Source organism: Rhizobium sp. AB2/73 (genome assembly GCF_020871915.1).
In the GTDB taxonomy this organism is placed as follows: domain Bacteria; phylum Pseudomonadota; class Alphaproteobacteria; order Rhizobiales; family Rhizobiaceae; genus Rhizobium; species Rhizobium dioscoreae.
Genome location: NZ_CP067072.1, coordinates 1,076,336 through 1,094,175, shown reverse-complemented (window position 1 = coordinate 1,094,175; position 17,840 = coordinate 1,076,336). Strand labels below are relative to the sequence as shown.

Sequence of the window (17,840 nt, the reverse complement as noted above, 5' to 3'; positions counted from 1 at the left end):
GCCGCCGCAACAGGCCCTTAGCGCGCTTTCTCGTCGTATGACGGCGCTTCCAAAGTGATGACGCTTTGAATCCTGCGCGTTTTCGAGGCCGACCTTCCTAGCTTTTGCAGAAGAACTTTTGGGAAAATTTTTTGCCGGGATACAGATATTTATCTAGTTCTTTCAAACGATTGAGGGAAATATTTCCTGTTGCTTCGGCCTGGTCACGGGTGGAAGTTCATCCCCGACTTTCTATATTCCAGGGATGCTCATGGTCTGACAAACAGGAAGAGGAGCAGGACATGACATTGACCTCGCAAGACGTCACCGCCGTACTCGGCCCTGTAGACGAGACCCTTATCGCTGATATCATTGCGACAGGTGCAACGCCGACGGAACTGTCCGAGGCGTGGGCTTGGGTCAACAGCGATGAGGCTTTGATCGGCGAAGGCCGCCATCTGCCCGCCGGCAAGGTGGCAGCGCTGGTGGATCTGCTTTCCGCCGATGACGAGGAATGGGAAGAATAGCAATTCGCGCCCCTTCTCAGGGCCCGATGCAAGCCATGCCGCCACATATGCGCGGCATGGCTGCGGCTAAAGGCTAAAGCTCGACCTTTACATTGTCGCCCATGTCGGGTCTTGTATTCGAGACTGCGGCGGCTGCCATCTTGATGTAGCTGATGATGCTGCCGGGGCTATCCCAATATTCGGCGAAGACAGGCGTCACCTTCAACACACGGATCGAGGGATCATCGGCACTATCCCACCACGCCCTGGCGCCCGTGGACCAGAGATCTCTGACGCGTTCGCGGTCGTTGCTGACTTCAGCCGTCCCGGATATCGAAACGTATTTCTGACCCCTGGTGTCGGCAAAGGCGAGGCAGACATTCGGCCACCGGGCGATCTCCTCATCCTTGTGGCCGGCCACATCCGTCAGGAAATAGATTGCATTTTCGATTGGCTCCGGATGCGCCGCCATCGGCCGGGCGCGCAGGCTGCCGGATATTTGAGTGGTCAACATGCAAAAGCCGATCTTGTCGACCAGCTCCCAAACGCGGGCGTTTTCGTCGGTCTCGGTCATGGCTGTCTCCTATTCTTGATTGCAAAAGGATGGAGCGGGTGAAATCATCCCGATGGAGCCTACGGCTGCTCGCGGGTTCCCGGTGCAGCCTCACGCTCATCCGCATCTTCGAGATCGCTCTTTACGACGAAGGCATCGGCGTGCTGGCGCACGGCCTCCTTCTCCGCTTCGATATTGGGTAGGTCGTCGGGAGTGCGCTCTTTGACGTGCTCCGACGCCGCGTCGATCTCGCCTTTGGTCTGGTCGGCCGGAACGGATCCGATGCCATGATGCGTAGCGTCATGCTCGATCCTTGCATTGTCCTTGTCTTGTCGCGTGTCCGTCATGTCGATTTTCCTGTTCGTCTGATCCGGAGGATCTCGCGTCACGTCGAATGCGGCACGGCCGCGAGCTTTTCCGCGTGAAAAGGCGGCCGGGCCTATCAATCAAACCGTACGGCAGCCGCATTGTTCCGTATCGGCTGCGACGTGATGACAAGGTTTCGCGGCCAGCGGGATGGGCAGAAGGGAACCTTGAACCCGAATTTGCGTCTTCCTACGTGAGTAGCAGTCGAGGCTTTATGAGCTCGGCTGCAATCACGTCTGTCAGGAGTGACCAAAATGGAAGATAAAACCAGAACCATCGAAGACCTCAGCGTCGAAGAGCGCGAGGAAATCCTCATCGACGCTGCCCGGACGCTCGAGGGCAACGCACGCGAGGCTCTCGTCGAAGGCAATCAGCAATTTGCGGCGCTTTCCACCAATATGGCGCAAGCGATCCGCATCCATGCCGATGAACTGGCGCGCGACGATCCCGAACAAGCGGAAGAATTGCTGCAGCAGGCTGTCGCAATGATCTCGCAGTTCAATGCTACTCATCCTTACCGGTTGATCAGCACGGCTGTTCACTAGTCGCCCGATGCCCTACTTCTTGTCTCGACAACACCACCCGGAGGATTTCGATGTCAGAACTCATAGTGCTTGGTTTCGATGATGCCGATAAGGCGGATGCTATCCTTAACCGTCTTGTTCAGCTCGAGAAGGAATATTTGATCGATCTGGAAGATGCCGTTATCGCCATTCGCGACGAATCCGGTAAGGTCCGCCTCAAGCAGAGCGTCAATCTGACCGCTGCCGGTGCCGCAAGTGGCGGCCTTTCGGGCGCGTTGTGGGGTTCGCTCGTTGGCCTGATCTTCCTCAATCCTCTTGCGGGCCTGGTGGTCGGCGGTGCGATCGGTGCCGGCTCCGGTGCTCTCGCTGGATCGATGGCCGATTACGGCATCGATGACGGCCTCATCGAAAAGCTCGCCGAAACCATTCCGGTGCATAGTTCCGCGCTCTTCCTGCTGATCCGCAAGGTTCAGCCCGAGAAGGTCCTCGCCGAATTCAAGGGCGAGCATGCGCGGCTGTTGCGCACCTCGCTTTCACCGGATCAGGAAGAACGGCTGCGACAGGTTCTCGTTGAGGAGACCTCGCCGACGGCTGCGGCGTCCGCCACCGTTTGAGCGTAAAATCCGATCCGTAGCGGTCAGTCAAAGCCGTGCTTCCGCAGAGGACACGGCGAGCCATCGGATGATTTGCCATTATTCGCTCTCCTTCCATATCAGGCCGAACACTGCCATTGTAATTCGCGGGCTCATCCCGCGATCGGCGTTGCAGCAGGGGGAGGGGCACGACCCTAACGGCCATTGTCAGCATACGTTTTCAGACCAAAAGTAGCGCGATGACCGACCCCGTATCGCCTCAAAGCCAGCCCCCGCCAAAGCCCAGGATATCGCTGATCCAGACCAAGCGCGCGGCGGTGCAGGCGTTGCGTGTCATGATCGCCTGCACGATCACCTATGCGGTCTCCCAGCTTCTGCAACTTCAGCAAGGCTATTGGGCCGTCTTCACCGTGCTGATCGTCATGCAGGCATCTGTCGGCGCCACCGCCGGCATGGCCGTAGACCGTCTGGTGGCAACCGTCGCCGGAGCTATGCTCGGAGGAGCAGCGGTGCTCGTCACACCGCACGAGCCGCTCGCTATTGGGATCGCGCTTATCTGTGTCGTCGGCTTTTCTAGCTTTGTGTCGGCGCGCGTGCCTCGCCTGCGCAATGCCGGGTTGACGGCGGCGATCGTCATGCTGACGCATTCCGCCGCCGTTCCCGTCGAGATTTTCGTCATCGACCGCATCGCCGAGATCACCTTGGGCGGTATCGTCGGCGTGCTCGCCAGTCTCTTCATCCTGCCGACGCGTTCGCGGACCATGGTGCTCGATCGTTTCGGATCGGCCCTCGATGTCATGGCGCAGATATTGCGCACTCTGGCAACCGCAGTCGAAAAAGGCGAGCCGGTCTCGGCTTCCGAAGCCAATATCGCGCTGCGTCAATCGCTGATGGCAACGGAAACGCTTTTGACCGACGCTCAGCGCGAGCGCGCCTTCTGGTTGACGAAGCATGGGATTTCTGAGGCCATCCCTCGCTCCCTCTGGCGCATTCGCAACGATATGACCTATGTCAGCCATATCGTGGAAACGCCCTTCCCACCGGCGATCGTCGAAGCGATCGGGCCGCAAGCAGGGCAAGTGCTCGAGGCGCAGGCCCGCTTCGCGGAAGCATGTGGCCGGGCGCTTCGTTCAGGCGGCGAGATCGATCCCAAGGTGCTCGCCGCGGGCGATGAGGCCTTCGAAGCCGCTTTCAGCGCTCTGCAGAATTCGACAGAGGCCCAATCGATGGGCTTCAGCGAAACCGGCCGTCTGTTTGGCCTTGATTTCACCTTGCGCCGGATGCGGCAGAATTTTTTGGATCTTGCCGACCGCATCCGCGAAAGCGATGTCAATGAAAAGGCCGGCGGGCTCGGGTAAGCCGGCCGGCCCTGAAACAATCACCAACTCCACATGGTCCCATCGGAAAGCCGCGCGACGTCGAGATAGGCCTGCCGATATGGATATTTCTCGGCCGCTTTTTCGTCGAAGTCGACGCCGTGGCCCGGCTTTTCGCCGCTGTAGAGATGGCCGTCCTTCAGATGCCATTCGTGCGGGAAGACGTTTTTGGCTTCGTCCGGATGGAAGGCATATTCCTGAATGCCGAAATTCGGCACCCAGCGATCGAAATGCAGAGCCGCGCCCATCGTGATCGGCGACATGTCGGCCGCGCCATGGCAGGCCGTGCGGATGTGATAGAGGCCGGCGAGATCGGCGATGCGCCGCACATGGGTGATGCCGCCGGCATGCAGCGGCGTCGTGCGAATATAGTCGATCAGCTGTTCCTGGATCAGCTGGCGGCAATCATGGATCGAGTTGAAGACCTCGCCGAGTGCGAGCGGCGTGGTCGAGTGCTGGCGGATGAGGCGGAAGGATTCCTGGTTTTCGGCTGGAACTGCGTCTTCGAGCCAGAAGAGCCTGTGGCGCTCCAGCTCCTTCGCGAGCCCTGCCGCTTCCTGCGGCGTCAGGCGATGATGGACGTCGTGCAGCAGGTGGAGATCATAACCGAAGCGATCGCGCAGATGGTCGAGGAGCTTGGGCAGGAACCGCAGATAGGCCGGGGTATCCCATAGCGTTTCCCGTGGCTTGTCTTCCGCCTGGGCCAGCGAGCCGACCTTTTCGACGCCATAGGTGATGGGCAGGCCGGGAACGGCGCTCTGCACGCGGATTGCCTTCCAGCCTTGCTCCTTGAAGGCGGCGACCTTGTCGCCCGTCTCTTCGGTCGTCTCGCCGTTGGCATGGGTATAGGCCAGCATATATGTGCGGCTGGCTCCGCCGAGCAGTTGATAGAGCGGCATGTTGGCCGCCTTGGCCTTGATGTCCCACAACGCCACGTCCACGGCGGCGATTGCCGCCATAGTGATCGGGCCGCGGCGCCAATAGGCGCCCTTGTAGAAATACTGCCAGATATCTTCGATCTGCGATGCATCGCGGCCGATGAGGCAGGGAACGAGGTGATCCTGCAAATAGGAGGCGACGGCCAGTTCGCGGCCGTTCACCGTGGCGTCGCCGATGCCGTAAATCCCTTCGTCCGTCTCGATCTTGAGCGTGACAAAGTTGCGTCCGGGCGAGCAGACGATGACCTTCGCATTGGTGATTTTCATGGGAACCCTTTCACGGTCTAAGGATCTAAATCATGCCCTCGGATCGGCGATCGGTTCGATGCGGCCGAGGACGAAGACATAGGAGACGATGCCGATCGCCAGCATCGCGCCGGCCAGAAGGAAGGCGCGGCTGAAGGACTGCGTGGCGCCGACGATGAAGCCGGTGATGATCGGCGCGGCGATGCCGGTGACGCTGTTGAGGAAGTTCATGATGCCGCCAACCGTGGCCGCGCCACCTTTGGGAGCGATCAGCGCGGGGATCGACCATCCGGCCGGTGCGGCAGCGGCAAGGCCGCTCAGAGAAATCGTGATCCAGAGGATGGCCCAATAGGGATCGGCCGTGAGGCCGGCGCCGACGACGGCAAGACCCATCAGCATGCCGAAAACGATGATCGACTTGCGAACCTTGGATTCGTCGTGGCCCTTGCGGATGAGATGGTCGATCAGCCAGCCGCCGATCAGGAGATCCGAGATCGTCGCGAAGATCCAGGGGATCGTCGTGAAGCTTGCCGATTTCAGGATGTCCATATGCATCTCCTTGACCAGATAATCCGGCAGCCAGAAGATGAAGAGGGCGAAAGCATAGCCATAGGCGGCAAAGCCGATCGAAAGGCCCCAGACCTTGCGATTGCGCAGGAGGTAGCTGAGCATGCCGACGGCATTGGCCGAGGCTTCGCCTTCCTGGGCAGCGCCGCCGGCCTTCAAATAGGCCCGCTCCTCATCGGAAAGGTTCCTGTCGGCACTGGGGTCGCGGTAGAACAGCCGGAACATGGCAAAGAAGACGAAGCTGATGATAGCCGTCGCCAGGAAGCCGCCGCGCCAGCCGAAATGCAGCATTAGGAAGGCGACCAGCGGAATGGCGATGACATTGGAGAATTTCGCGGCAGCATCGAAGAGCGCGGTTGCGAGACCGCGTTCATGGCGCGGGAACCAATAGCCGGTCGCCTTCGAATTGGCCGGGAAGCCCGGAGTTTCCGCTACGCCCAGAAGCATGCGGGAAAGAAAGAGCGTCTGCATGCCCGTCGAAAAGGCCGTGATGACGGAGGCGACCCCCCAGGAGAATGTGCTCCAACGCATGACCCGCATTACGCCGAAACGGTCAAGCAGCATTCCGACGGGAATTTGCAGGAAACCGTAGGTCCAGCCGAAAGCGCTGAACAGGATGCCCATTTCTGCAGGGCCGATGTGAAAATCGTCCTGAATGAGCGGCGAAGCGACCGTCAGGTTCACCCGGTCGAAATAATTGACGAGAACGCCGAGCGCGAGAAGCGAGCCGATCCACCAGCGTCGATTGGTGGAGGGCCGGCGCATGGCGCCAACAGCTGATGCGTGTTCGATTGTCATAGATTCCTCCCTCAAAGAAATATCACGCTAGTATTCTGAAATTTCACATGAGGCAATGATTTTGATATAAGCAGCCAAAAGTCAATGCCCACCAACGTGAATCGGGCGGGAGGGACGGTGGTGAGTTGGAGCGGGAAAAGATCGACAGCGCAATGGTCAAGAAGGAAAAACAGTCTCGAAGCCTGTCGGAGGAGGCCTATGATCGCCTTGAAAGCATGATCGTTTCCACAGAACTGATGCCCGGCGCACGCTACACGATCCAGCAGTTGCAGCAGCAGTCGGGCCTCGGCCGCACGCCCGTTCATGATGCGGTCAAGCGCCTTTCCGCAAATCAGCTCATCCATGTCAGCCCGCGCTCGGGCCTACGGATCGCGCCGGTCAATCTGGCGCAGGAGCGGACCTTGCTTCCCTTGCGTACTGAAATGGAGGCGATTGCCTGCGGGCTTGCGACCGAGCGGGCGACGCCTCAGGATCACAAGATCCTCAGAACCTTCATTACCGATCTGGAGGCTTCCAAGGCGGAACTCAGCCTTGAGCGATTCAATGTCACCGACCGCCTATTGAACAGGGCAATCCTGACGGCATCCGGAGAGCCGCTTCTGGCGAACACGCTCATTCCACTCCAGACGCTCTATCGCCGCACCGGATGGATCTATCACACCTATATCGGCCCTGGCGCCCCGATGGAGACAACTGTCGAAAGTCATATATCGCTGCTGCGCTTCATCGTTTCGGGAGATCGCGTCCGCACGGAGAAGTTCGTACGCGAGATGATGGAGGACCTCGGCAATATGTTGCTGAAGGTGCGCCAGTCGGTCGATCCGGCAACACTCGATGTCAGCCTTGCCAATATGGCTGTCAGGACCGGTGTCGCCGGCCCAATCAACTGATCGAACAGTTATCCCGCCAATTCGATATGGCGGGGGTTGAAGTGCCGCCTTACGACGGCGCTTTGGCGTCACGAATGTTGCAGGTCTCGCTCGACGGCCTTATCGGTCAGCCGGCGCCCGCCAGCATCGAACAGGCAGATCCGTTCCGTCCGCGGCTGCAGCCAGATCGTCTCTTCCGGTTCGATATCGAGCCGGTCATGGAAGACGGTGACGATTGTCTGCCCGCCCACCGTCGCCGTTATATGCGTCTCGGAACCAAGCGGCTCGACGACCGCCACGCGCGCGGGAATGCCGACATTTGCGGGCGAGAGGGTGAAATATTCCGGCCGGATGCCGTAGACGCCTTCCACGCCGGAAACCCTGGGTGCATTGTCGGGCAGGGGCAGCAGGATTCCCTCATTGGTCTTGAAGACAGGCTTTCCGCCATCAGCGTCGAAGCTTCCATTCAGGAGGTTCATGGCTGGCGAGCCGATGAATGCGGCAACGAAGGTGCTTTGCGGGTTGTCGTAAAGCTCGAGCGGCCTGCCGATCTGCTCGATATGGCCGCCGTTCATGACGACGATGCGGTCGGCCATGGTCATGGCTTCGACCTGGTCATGGGTGACGTAAACGGTCGTCGTTGCCAGGCGCCGGTGCAGGCTCTTGATCTCGGCACGCATGGCGACGCGAAGCTTCGCGTCCAGATTGGACAGAGGTTCGTCGAACAGAAAGACTTGCGGATTGCGGACGATCGAACGGCCCATGGCAACGCGCTGGCGCTGGCCGCCGGAGAGCTGGCGGGGATAGCGCCCGAGGAGATCGGTGAGGCCGAGAATCTGCGCGGCATGTGCCACGCGTTTTTGCTTTTCTTCCTTCGCGGCTCCGGCAAGTGTCAGCGAGAAGGCCATGTTTTCAGAGACCGTCATATGCGGGTAGAGCGCATAATTCTGGAAGACCATGGATATGTCGCGTTCCTTGGGCGGCAGGTTGTTGACCACGCGCCCGCCGATGCCGATTGTGCCGCCGGTAATATCTTCAAGGCCGGCGATCATTCTGAGCAGGGTTGACTTGCCGCAGCCCGAAGGACCTACAAGGACGACGAATTCGCCGTCGGCAATATCGGCCGAGACGCCGTGGAGAACCTCCACGGCGCCATAAGCCTTGCGTGCCTTATCGATGGTGACCGTTGCCATCATACTCCTCCTATCCGGATCTCGTTCGACGACAAGGCGCCTTCATGGATGAGAAGGCCGACGCCGCCGTCACGGAAGGCATCGGCGGCGGTATCTTCCGCCGTCACCGAAACACCGTCAGCCTCGAAGGTGATGCGCGCACCCTGCGCCGAGACCTTCATGGCGATATGCTTGTCGAACTCGGTCTTGAAGGCGGTTTCGGCAAGAACCTTGGTTTCCTCGTCGCGCACCTTGACGATCTGCATCTTGCCGTCGCGCGTTACGCGCGCGCCGTAGTATCGGCGCAGGCCCTGAGCGCGGATGGCAAGGCCGCCGTAATTGCCGAGATGGATCATAACCTGGCCTGAGGCCTGGTAATCGGTCCATTGGCGCGTGCCATGAATGATGATGCCTTCGCCTCGGTTCTGCGCGATGCGGAAGGCGGCCGGGAAGCGCTTGGAGAAGAAGCTTGCGCCGTTCACCCAGGCCATCCGCCAGAAATCGCCGTCGCCAGCCGGGCGCTTCAATGTCAATTGGGGCGCGCCGTCCCAGCGGAGATAATCCAGGAACACGCGGCCATCGGCGCGCCTCCCGATGCCGGTTACTGTGATGCCGATCTCTGCGATCGGCTGGCCGTCGGTCTCAGGAAGGGTCCATTCGAGAATGGCTTCCGAGCCTGGCTCTATGACAACAGGCGCCGAGTCGATGTCGCTCAACTGGTCGCGCCCATCATAAATCCGGATGCGCAAACGCGCTTCGATTGTGCCGCGGTTCTGCGCGTCGGCCTTGGCGCGGGCCTTTACCGTCTGGCCGGAATAGACGAGCGGCGTCGCCATCAAATCGTAGGTGCGCATGTCAAGCATTTCGCGCGGCGAGAAGGTCGGCGTCGTCACGACGGCGCTTTGCGCCGGTCCGAGGGCTTCGTAATCGATTGTCAGCGCACGGCCGCTTTCGAATTCGGTATTGCCGACACGCACGCCGCTTGCCGCGCCGAGACCTGTCAGTGGCCGGAAGCCTTGCTGACTACCCGGAAGCGAGAAATGAAACTGCGCGCCGTTCTTCGGAGCCTCGAGCGACTGTTGCCCGGCAAGATGGCGACCGAGATTGGTCAGGAAGTAGGCCTGACGCACGGCATCGTTGATGGAGTTGCCGCCGTCGGCAGACGAGATCAGCATGCGGTCGGCGATGGGGCCGCGGAAGTCCGGCCCTTCGGCCAGCCCGTCGAGGCCGTTCATTATGCCGAGCAGGCAGCCGACATTGCCGGCGTTACAATCGGTATCCCAACCCGATGTATTGACGATCATCTGCGCCTTCTGGAAATCGTGCGGCGCATAGAGCACCGTCATGATCATCAGTGCGTGATTGGGCATGATATGGCAGTTGCCGGGATATTTGTCGTATCCGTAATTATCCTGGATCTTCTGGCGTGTGTCGCGCCAATCGGGATGTGCCTTGTGCCAGGCCCTAATGTCGGCAATCAGCCGGGCGATCTGGCTGTCGCTCGGGATCTGCTTCAGCCCGGTATCGATCAGGTGGTCGATGTCGGAAGTGACGAAAGCCTCGGCTTCCATCGCTGCCCAGAGCATGGCGGCGTAAACTGATTCGCCATCATGGCTGACCTTGCCGGCCTGTTCCGCAAGCTTGGCCGCGAGTTCCGGCTGACCGGGGGCGACCATTGCCCATCCATCGATGAAGATCTGGGCGCCGATCTGCTCGGCAACGCCCTGGCCATTGGTGGCGATCGAACCGGACTGCGGGGCCGGCACACCCTTCTTGAGATTGAGCCAGGCGGTGTGTTCGGTGGAGTTGCCGTTGCCGCCCCACCAGAGGATCGCGCGTTCCTCGACGATGTAATTGAGCCAGGCCTTGCCGATTTCTTCGGCGGAGAGGTTCGGCTTGATGCCGTAATCTTCCAGCGCGCGGATGAAGGTGAAGGTGCCGGCGACATCGTCGTCGGTGACGACGAGCGGCTGGTTCAGGCGTTCATGCACGTAATATTCGATAGGGCCCAGTTCTTCCATGATCTTCTGGTAGGTCCATCCTTCGAAGGGACGGCCAAGATAGACGCCGATGAGCTTGCCCAGGACACCAGCATAGACGCGTTCGAGATAGTCGTTCGGAAGCTGCATTGCTTACTCCATTTATCGATAAATTCGTTCAGCCTTTGACGGAGCCGCCAGCCATGCCTTCGATGAAGCGCTTCTGCATGAAGACGAAAAGCGCGACGACAGGCACGACGATGATGAGCGCTGCGGCCATGATCTCCCCCCAATCGGAGCTGTACTGGCCGGATAGCAGGAAGAAGGCGATGACGGCTGTCATGTTCTCCTGTTTTTGCAGGAAGGTCGTGGCGATCAGGAACTCGTTCCAGGAATTCAATCCGATAATCAGCGCCACGGTAAGGATGCCCGGCGAGACGATCGGCAGCATCACCCGCCAGAAGACCTGCCAATGCGTAGCGCCGTCGACGATCGCTGCTTCCTCAAGCTCCTTTGGAACCGCCAGGAAATAGGTTCTGAGCAGCATCACGGCAAAGGGGCTGTAGAGCGCGGTGTAGATCAGCGCCACGCCGAAGATGTTGTTGATGAGCCCGAGCTTGGCGAAGCCGAAATAGAGCGGGAAGATATAGAGCTGGATCGGTGCGGTCGTGGTCGCCAGCAGATAGAAGGTGAAGATCTTCCAGCTTTTGATCTTGCGGCGCGCGATGACATAGGCCGTCAGCGACGATGTGGTGCAGACGAGCGCGATCGTCGTGCCGGAGACGATCAGCGAATTGACGAAAGTCTTTGAGAATTTCGCGTGGTTCCAGGCATTGGCAAAATTCTGCCAACGGATCGGCTGCGGCAGGCCGAGCGGATTCTGCACGATCTGAGCCGCCGGCTTCAGCGAGTTCAGCACCAGAAGCGCGATCGGGAAGAGGGCAATGAAGGCGAATATGCCGAGAAGGATATAACAGACCCAGAGGGTCAGGCGGCTTTCCACGAGCCTCATTGCTCGCCCTCCCTGGTCTGGATGCGTACGTAGAAGAAGGTGCCGATCAGCCCGAACAGACTGATGACGAGGGCTGCGGCGGCCGCTTGTCCGACGTTCAGATCATAAAAGGCCTTGCGATAGGCGAGTGTCGAAAGCAGTTCGCTGGAGAAGGCGGGGCCGCCCTGGGTGAGGATGTAGACGAAATCGAAGGCGAGGAACGACCAGATGACGGTCATGATCATCATCAGCGTGATCGTCGGCCGGATGCCGGGAAGCAGCACATAGCGCATCATCTGGAAATAGGTCGCGCCCTCGATGCGGGCCGCCTCGATCTGCTCCTGCGGCACCTGGCGGAGTGCGGCGAAGAAAATGACGCAGAGAAAGCCCCACCAGTGCCAGAGGTCGACGGTCGCGACGCCGAACAGCGCGATCGGCGGCTGGGTAAGCGGATTGGGGATCGGCAGCCCGTATTTTTTGAGGAGGCCGAAGACACCGGTCACGGGGCTATAGATCATACCCTGCCAGATGCGGGCCGTGATCGCGGTCGCGATGACGACGGGCAGGAAATAGACGACCTGAAAGAAATTGCTGCCGCGGCGCACGATCAGCAGCATCGAGGCGGCAAGCAGCCCCATGAGGATTGGCACCGTCAGGAAGACGATGGTCCAGATGATGTTGTTGCCGAGCGCCAGCCAGAAGACGCGGTCGCCGGCAAGCGCGCGGAAATTGTCGAGGCCCGCGAAGGTGGGTGGGGAAATGCCGTCCCAGTTGCAGAAGGCGAGTGCCACCGTCAGCAAAGCAGGGACGAGGACGATGATGATATTAATGATCATCGTCGGAACGAGATAGAGTCGGTGCATAATATCCTCCGGGCGAGGACGGCGCTTTCAACGCCGTCCTGCGGCGGCTTGTCAGGCGCGGGGCGGGACCGCCGGCGCTTTGCCGGCGTCACGTTCCTGCTTGAAGGTCTCGTCAAGCTTCTTCAGGAAGTCGGCCGATTTCGTTTTCTTGAGCCAGACCTCTTCCATGCCGCTGACCAGGTATGTGTCTGTGGCCGGCGGCAGGAAGGTCCAGGTCGTGTAGCCGTATTTGCCGGCGGCAACTGCGCCTGCCAACTGCTTCATGGCGTCCTCGTAAAGAGGCAGGACTTTATCGGAGAGTTTGACCTTGGAGAGATCGGCCAGCGGCAGGTTCCATTCACCCTGCCAGACCGAGTTCATCTTGCTGTAGTAGTCGTCCGTGAACATATAATCGAGAACGGCAGCGGCGCCATCGGCATTGCCTGACTTGGCGTTGATCGACAGCGTCGAGCCGATGCCGAGTGCGAAGATCGGATCGCCCTTCTCGCTCGGGAAACCGGCAAAGCCGGGCTCCGCGTTGTTCTGCGGGAAATAGGTCTGGACGTTGGTGAAATTCCACGTGCCCGTCGGTGCCATTCCGGCCTGACCGCTGGCGATCTGCGCGAAGGCCTGTTCCAGTGTCAGCGAGAAGTAGTTGTCGCCGAAATATCCCTTGTCCCACCACTCCGCGAGCTTGTCGATCGAGTGGACAAAGGCGGGATCGGTCCACGGAATGGCGCCTGTCAGCGCCTTGTAGACATTCTCGGGTCCGGCAATCGAATTGATGGCGATCGAGACATAATGCTCGTTGGCCGGACGCCAGTCGGCATTGCCGGCACCGAACGGGGTGAGGCCCCTGGCCTTCATCTCGTCGGCAAGCGCCTCGAAATCTGATATCGTCGTTGGCACCTTCCATTTGTTCTGGTCGAACAAGGTCTTGTTGTAGAAGAGGCCGAGCGTTTCGTATGTCTTCGCGAGCGCATAGAGCTTGCCTTTGTAGCGGCCGAGATCGAGGAAGAGCGGCAGCAGACGCTCGTTCCAGCCATATTTCTTGGCGTAGTCGTCAAGCGGCATAAGCTGACCGGCCTGTGCCATTGCCGCGACATAGCTCGGGCCGGCCGTGAAGACAACATCGGGGCCCGTGCCGGCCAGCATCGCGACGCGCAGCTGCTTGTCGAGATCCGAGCCGCGGAAGTCGATGCTCAGGAGGTCTTCGGGATGTGCCGCATTGAACGGGTCGATCAGAATGTTCTTGAGGTTATCCTGGTTCTCCGGCGAAGCGGATTCGTACCAGAAGGATACCGGCTTCTGATCCGCCGCGAAGGTGAAGCGGGACATGAGTGGCAGGGCAGCTAGGCCGAAGCCGGCTTTCAAAACTGTACGTCTGTGCATCGGTTTTCTCCTCCCGATTTGGTTTTATTCGTTGTTCGTCGAACCCCTGACGATGAGATCGAAGGGCATTTCAACGGCGGTTCCAGCACCGGTCTTTTCTCCGCGCAGGCGATCCATCAGCGTCTGCGCGGCACGTTCTCCCATTTTCCATTGAAACTGCGCGACCGTCGTCAAGGTCGGGGTGACGAGCTTGGCGGCGGAAATATCGTCGAAACCGACGACGGCGATATCCTCGGGAATGCGGATGCCGCGCTCGCGCAGCGACTGCATCACCCCGATCGCCATCAGGTCGTTCGCGGCGAAGATGGCGGTCGGTCTGAAATCGCCGCCGAGGATGCTCTCGGCCGCGCGCACGCCGCCCATCTCGGAAAATTCGTCATCGATGACAACATGGTCGGGGTGGCCGAACTCTGTGAGCGCCTTACGATAACCCTCGATACGGTGGGCCTGCGGACCGCCGCGCCCGGCGACGAGTGCGATGCGCTTATGACCGAGCCCCAGCAGATATTCCGTCACCGTCTGCGCCGCCGCCCTGCTGTCGACATAGATGTCGTCGATCGGGATTTCGCCGCCGCGTTTCTTGGATGATTCAATTCTTACTATGGGAACGCCGGCTTCGACCAATGGATTGAAATCCTTGGCCTTCAGCGTGAAGAAGACGCCGACCACGCCATCGACACGGCCCTGTCGGGCCCAATCGAGAAAATGACGTTCCCGCTCGGGCGTCCCGTCGGTGTTGACCGTGATCACATCGTAGTTCTGGCCGTCAGCGACCGACTGAATACCGCGGATCAAAGACGGATAGAACGGATTGGTGATGTCAGGCACGATGCAGGCGATGGTCATCGTGCGGCTCGTCTTGAGCGCTTGCGCAAAACGGTTTGGCACGTAGCCAAGGTCCTTTGCCGCCTTGGTAATACGCTCCCATGTCTCCGCCGGGATGGATGCTCCGCCGCCGCTCAGCACCATGGAAACGGTAGCCTGCGAGACCCCCGCAGCCCTTGCGACATCCTTTTGCGTTGCTCGCCCGTTTGTCATCAGTCACTTTGCTTATACGTATTAGTTATACGTATCAATAAAAGCTCGCGAGCTGGGTGTCAAGCGTCGTCATCGGCCTCTGCGCATGCTTTTTGGCGGAGAGGCGCCGTGCTTCGGAGAGGTGCCGTTTGTCGATATGGGCGTTCGCCCCAAGGCGCTCTGGCCTGCTCGGCCGGGCTTCAGGGAGGCTTGCCCCTCCCAACGCGAAATTTTGACTGGTTCACTACATAATCAATTAATGGTTGAAATCTAAAATGCGAAAATATGGAGAAACCAACACGTCGGCATGATCTGGATTTTGTCAGGGTGGCAGCATTTTTGCTGCTGATCGTCTACCACGTCAGCCTGATTTATAATTCGAGAAATTTCATGCTGAAGGCGCCGGACAGTTCTCCCGCCTTCGATATAATCCATTTGTTGACGCATCCGTGGCGAATGACGTTGCTGTTTTTCATCTCCGGCGCCGTGACGGGCATGCTGCTTGTGAAGCGTCCTCCGGGCGCATTGAGGAGCGCGCGGACAAGACAATTATTGCTGCCTTTTCTGGCGGGCATGGTATTTCTGATACCACCACAGATATATGTGTTTTTGAACGCTGAGATGGGAGTGCATATCAGCCTCTTGGAGGTCTTCTGGAATTACCTGACCTTGACTCCGGTTTCCTTGCCGAGCGGTGAGCAGACGCTCCTCGCCGGCATGCAGCATCTTTGGTATCTGCTGTATCTGTGGAGTTATACCGTGATCATTACGCTCGCGGTGGCGGTGTGGCCGTCGTTGTTGCCCTATATGGGAGATCGGCTTGTCCCTTGGCTTACGGGCAAATGGGTACTGATAGCGCCCGCCTTGCTATTTATCTTATTGCGGCTCGTCTTGAGACCAATTTTCCCCCCATCACTGGAGTTTTTGACCGATTGGTACAGTCATGCCGTTTATATGGCCGCGTTCCTGATGGGAGCTGTGATGGCAACGCGTGACGATTGCTGGGATGCTATTGTCAACATGCGGAGGCCGGCATTGATTCTGACGGTCGCTTGCGCGGTGGCTTTGGTATGCCTGTTTCCCAGCCTGCCATCCGGTAATCCAGAAATGTGGCGGCTGGCTGTAGGGAGAGTGCTTGGTGGTACGTTCCAGTGGTGCGCGATCGTCGCCGTTCTCGGCTATGCGAAGATTTGGTGCCGATCGGAAAACGTCGTGATCCGCTATCTCAACAGGGCGGTTCTCACCTACTACGCTCTCCACCAGACCGTTATGCTGCTGATCGCCTATGGGTTGGATCGTATGGGGCTCTTGTCCGCCGTGTCGTTTATCCCGATTTCCGTTGCCACTTTGGCAATCTGCGCTGTGGCTTACGAACTGAAGCTTCGTCTGGAGAGTGCCGCGAACGCAATGTTTCGTCCGCACGCTGCCTGATATCACGGGCGGGCTTGGCAATCGGGTTCTTATCGATCGTCAATTGTCGGGAGCTGGCTGCGCAACCGGCTCCGGTTGCCATGATCTACAGGTCGCGATCGATGGCATCGCGCTTAAAACATGGCGCTCCAAATAGGCGGCGGCAGTCAGAGACTGGCTGCCAACAATCAATGATCTGAGACGGATCACAATCTCTACATCTCAGGCTCTCAATGCACCGCTCCCGATCCGCCGGCAGCAACGATCGCAAAGGGTTGCCCCTCGATCGGCATCGCGCTTTGCAGATCTGTCAAAATCCCATGATACGCCTCGTTGAAGACGTGCGATTCTGGGCGATTTGCGCGTATTTCCGCGAGATAAGGGCCTGTCATGGACTATGCCGACTATATCGCCGACCCCTCGCGCGATTGTGCGATCGTCGTTCATCGCGGGATCTGGCGCGCCGCGCCGGAAAACAGCCTGCTTGCGATCGAGCGGGCGATTTCAGCCGGCTACGATGTGGTCGAGATCGATGTGCGATGCAGCAGCGATGGCGAGTTCTTTCTTCTGCATGACGATACGCTGGAGCGAACGGCTGGCCTCGCCCGAGAGGCGGAGGAGTTGACGCTGCAGCAATTGTCGAACCTGAACCTGCGCGATCGTGATGGCGGCGGGACGAACCGGATGACCGATGAAAAGCTGCCGAGCCTGAAGGATGTCTTCGATCTCACGCGCGGTCGCATTTTCCTGCATCTCGATGTCAAGCGCAGAGACATGATCCCCGGCGTGATCGCCTGCGCCCGGGCGATGGGCGTCGATCGGCAGGTCGACTTCTGGAGCGATCTGAAAACCTCGGACGATCTCGCCTGGATCCAGAGCAACGTGTCGCCGGAGATGGTACTCCTCATGGCGAAAACACGCCTCGGTTCTGTGGATGCCGAGAGCCAGCTTGATCTTCTGCGTCAGCTCAAGCCGCTGCTCTGTGAAATCTACTTCGACAGTCTTGAGCAGCTCGCGGCGCGCAAGGCGCTTTTTGTGGATACGGGTATGCGCCTGTGGGTCAATACCCTTGATTCCGTTTCCTGCGCGGGCTTCACGGATACTGCCGCCCTGCAGGATCCCGCTGCGATTTGGGGCAGGCTTGTCGATGCCGGCGTCTCTGCCATCCAGACGGATGAGGCTGAGGCGCTGAGGACCTATCTCGATACGCGTTGACCAGCCCTTCGATGCGATCAGCAAGCGCGGGCGCCTTCGTTTGAAAACGCAACCGGCCGGCTCTAGCAAATAGAGCCGGCCGTTGAACTGTGGTATCCTAACGATACGGATTACTTGTTGAGCGCATCCTTCAGCGCCTTGGCCGGCGTGAAGGCGAGCTTCTTCGATGCGGCAACCTTGATGGTTGCGCCCGTTCCCGGATTGCGTGCTTCGCGTGCCGGCGTATCCTTGACTTTGAACTTGCCAAAGCCCGGGATCGAGGTTTCGGCCCCGGATGTTGCGGCTCCGGTAATGGCCGCAAAGACGGCTTCGACAATCGCCTTGCTCTGGACTTTGGTAAGCTTGTGGTCTGCAGCAATCTTGTCTGCAATTTCATTGGTGGTGGTCATGAGGCTTCCCCCGCATTGATGACGGTGGAATCATTTCCATTGCCGATGTCTATTGTCACCTGGAGTCCGCGCCGGAAAGGCCTAGAATGCCCGTATTTCCACAGGTTCCGACGCATCG

Annotated in this window: 18 protein-coding genes; 7 read left to right on the top strand and 11 right to left on the bottom strand. The window is 59.3% G+C overall.

What is annotated here, in order from left to right:
- Window positions 1-281: 281 nt before the first annotated feature.
- Window positions 282-506: a hypothetical protein gene (locus I8E17_RS24730; protein ID WP_069609999.1), complete on the top strand. Its 225-nt coding sequence runs from the start codon at window positions 282-284 to the stop codon at window positions 504-506.
- Between the two features lie 73 nt (window positions 507-579).
- On the opposite strand, the gene I8E17_RS24725 is transcribed toward I8E17_RS24730, so the two are convergent.
- Both I8E17_RS24725 and I8E17_RS24720 read right to left on the bottom strand, forming a co-directional pair.
- The gene (locus I8E17_RS24725) at window positions 580-1,059 is read right to left on the bottom strand and encodes a pyridoxamine 5'-phosphate oxidase family protein (protein WP_069609998.1); all 480 of its coding nucleotides are present in this window, start codon (window positions 1,057-1,059) and stop codon (window positions 580-582) included.
- 59 nt (window positions 1,060-1,118) lie between these two features.
- A complete protein-coding gene (locus I8E17_RS24720; RefSeq protein ID WP_069609997.1) occupies window positions 1,119-1,385 on the bottom strand; it encodes a hypothetical protein in 267 nt (88 codons plus the stop codon).
- 273 nt (window positions 1,386-1,658) lie between these two features.
- On the opposite strand from I8E17_RS24720, the gene I8E17_RS24715 reads away from it, so the two are divergent.
- The 3 genes from I8E17_RS24715 to I8E17_RS24705 all read left to right on the top strand — a co-directional run bounded on the left by I8E17_RS24715 (window position 1,659) and on the right by I8E17_RS24705 (window position 3,879).
- Window positions 1,659-1,949, top strand: coding sequence for a hypothetical protein (locus tag I8E17_RS24715; RefSeq protein ID WP_069609996.1), 291 nt, complete (start codon window positions 1,659-1,661; stop codon window positions 1,947-1,949).
- A 50-nt stretch (window positions 1,950-1,999) separates the two neighbouring features.
- On the top strand, window positions 2,000-2,542 hold the full coding sequence (locus I8E17_RS24710; RefSeq protein WP_069609995.1) for a DUF1269 domain-containing protein: 543 nt from the start codon (window positions 2,000-2,002) through the stop codon (window positions 2,540-2,542).
- Window positions 2,543-2,760: 218 nt separating this feature from the next.
- The gene (locus I8E17_RS24705; RefSeq protein ID WP_083258009.1) at window positions 2,761-3,879 is read left to right on the top strand and encodes an FUSC family protein; all 1,119 of its coding nucleotides are present in this window, start codon (window positions 2,761-2,763) and stop codon (window positions 3,877-3,879) included.
- A gap of 20 nt (window positions 3,880-3,899) precedes the next feature.
- Here the strand turns inward: I8E17_RS24705 and manD are convergent, their stop codons facing one another.
- Window positions 3,900-5,102 carry a D-mannonate dehydratase ManD gene (manD, locus tag I8E17_RS24700; protein WP_069609994.1) on the bottom strand — a complete coding sequence of 401 codons (1,203 nt, stop codon included), beginning with the start codon at window positions 5,100-5,102 and terminating at the stop codon, window positions 3,900-3,902.
- A gap of 30 nt (window positions 5,103-5,132) precedes the next feature.
- Complete coding sequence (locus tag I8E17_RS24695; RefSeq protein WP_083258008.1) at window positions 5,133-6,446, bottom strand: MFS transporter; 1,314 nt, start codon at window positions 6,444-6,446, stop codon at window positions 5,133-5,135.
- 125 nt (window positions 6,447-6,571) lie between these two features.
- Here I8E17_RS24695 and I8E17_RS24690 point away from each other — a divergent pair, with 125 nt between their 5' ends.
- Window positions 6,572-7,336 carry a GntR family transcriptional regulator gene (locus I8E17_RS24690; RefSeq protein WP_141719992.1) on the top strand — a complete coding sequence of 255 codons (765 nt, stop codon included), beginning with the start codon at window positions 6,572-6,574 and terminating at the stop codon, window positions 7,334-7,336.
- A 68-nt stretch (window positions 7,337-7,404) separates the two neighbouring features.
- On the opposite strand, the gene ugpC is transcribed toward I8E17_RS24690, so the two are convergent.
- From ugpC to I8E17_RS24660, 6 genes are read right to left on the bottom strand one after another with little or no spacing between them, the layout of a single operon-like run.
- Entirely contained in the window at window positions 7,405-8,508 is a 1,104-nt protein-coding gene (gene ugpC, locus I8E17_RS24685) for a sn-glycerol-3-phosphate ABC transporter ATP-binding protein UgpC (protein ID WP_069609992.1), read from the bottom strand.
- A complete protein-coding gene (locus I8E17_RS24680; protein ID WP_069609991.1) occupies window positions 8,508-10,616 on the bottom strand; it encodes an ADP-ribosylglycohydrolase family protein in 2,109 nt (702 codons plus the stop codon). Before I8E17_RS24680 ends, ugpC begins: the two co-directional genes overlap by 1 nt.
- Window positions 10,617-10,644: 28 nt before the next feature.
- Window positions 10,645-11,478: a carbohydrate ABC transporter permease gene (locus I8E17_RS24675; RefSeq protein WP_069609990.1), complete on the bottom strand. Its 834-nt coding sequence runs from the start codon at window positions 11,476-11,478 to the stop codon at window positions 10,645-10,647.
- Window positions 11,475-12,320 carry a sugar ABC transporter permease gene (locus I8E17_RS24670; protein ID WP_083258007.1) on the bottom strand — a complete coding sequence of 282 codons (846 nt, stop codon included), beginning with the start codon at window positions 12,318-12,320 and terminating at the stop codon, window positions 11,475-11,477. Before I8E17_RS24670 ends, I8E17_RS24675 begins: the two co-directional genes overlap by 4 nt.
- A 51-nt stretch (window positions 12,321-12,371) precedes the next feature.
- Complete coding sequence (locus I8E17_RS24665; RefSeq protein ID WP_069609988.1) at window positions 12,372-13,691, bottom strand: extracellular solute-binding protein; 1,320 nt, start codon at window positions 13,689-13,691, stop codon at window positions 12,372-12,374.
- 24 nt (window positions 13,692-13,715) lie between these two features.
- A complete protein-coding gene (locus I8E17_RS24660) occupies window positions 13,716-14,729 on the bottom strand; it encodes a LacI family DNA-binding transcriptional regulator (RefSeq protein ID WP_069609987.1) in 1,014 nt (337 codons plus the stop codon).
- A 264-nt stretch (window positions 14,730-14,993) separates the two neighbouring features.
- Between I8E17_RS24660 and I8E17_RS24655 the strand changes: the two genes are divergently transcribed.
- Together I8E17_RS24655 and I8E17_RS24650 are read left to right on the top strand one after the other, a co-directional pair.
- A complete protein-coding gene (locus I8E17_RS24655) occupies window positions 14,994-16,139 on the top strand; it encodes an acyltransferase family protein (RefSeq protein ID WP_083258006.1) in 1,146 nt (381 codons plus the stop codon).
- 369 nt (window positions 16,140-16,508) lie between these two features.
- Window positions 16,509-17,333: a glycerophosphodiester phosphodiesterase family protein gene (locus I8E17_RS24650; protein ID WP_113367016.1), complete on the top strand. Its 825-nt coding sequence runs from the start codon at window positions 16,509-16,511 to the stop codon at window positions 17,331-17,333.
- A gap of 110 nt (window positions 17,334-17,443) precedes the next feature.
- On the opposite strand, the gene I8E17_RS24645 is transcribed toward I8E17_RS24650, so the two are convergent.
- A complete protein-coding gene (locus I8E17_RS24645; protein WP_069609985.1) occupies window positions 17,444-17,722 on the bottom strand; it encodes an HU family DNA-binding protein in 279 nt (92 codons plus the stop codon).
- Between the last annotated feature and the right edge of the window lie 118 nt (window positions 17,723-17,840).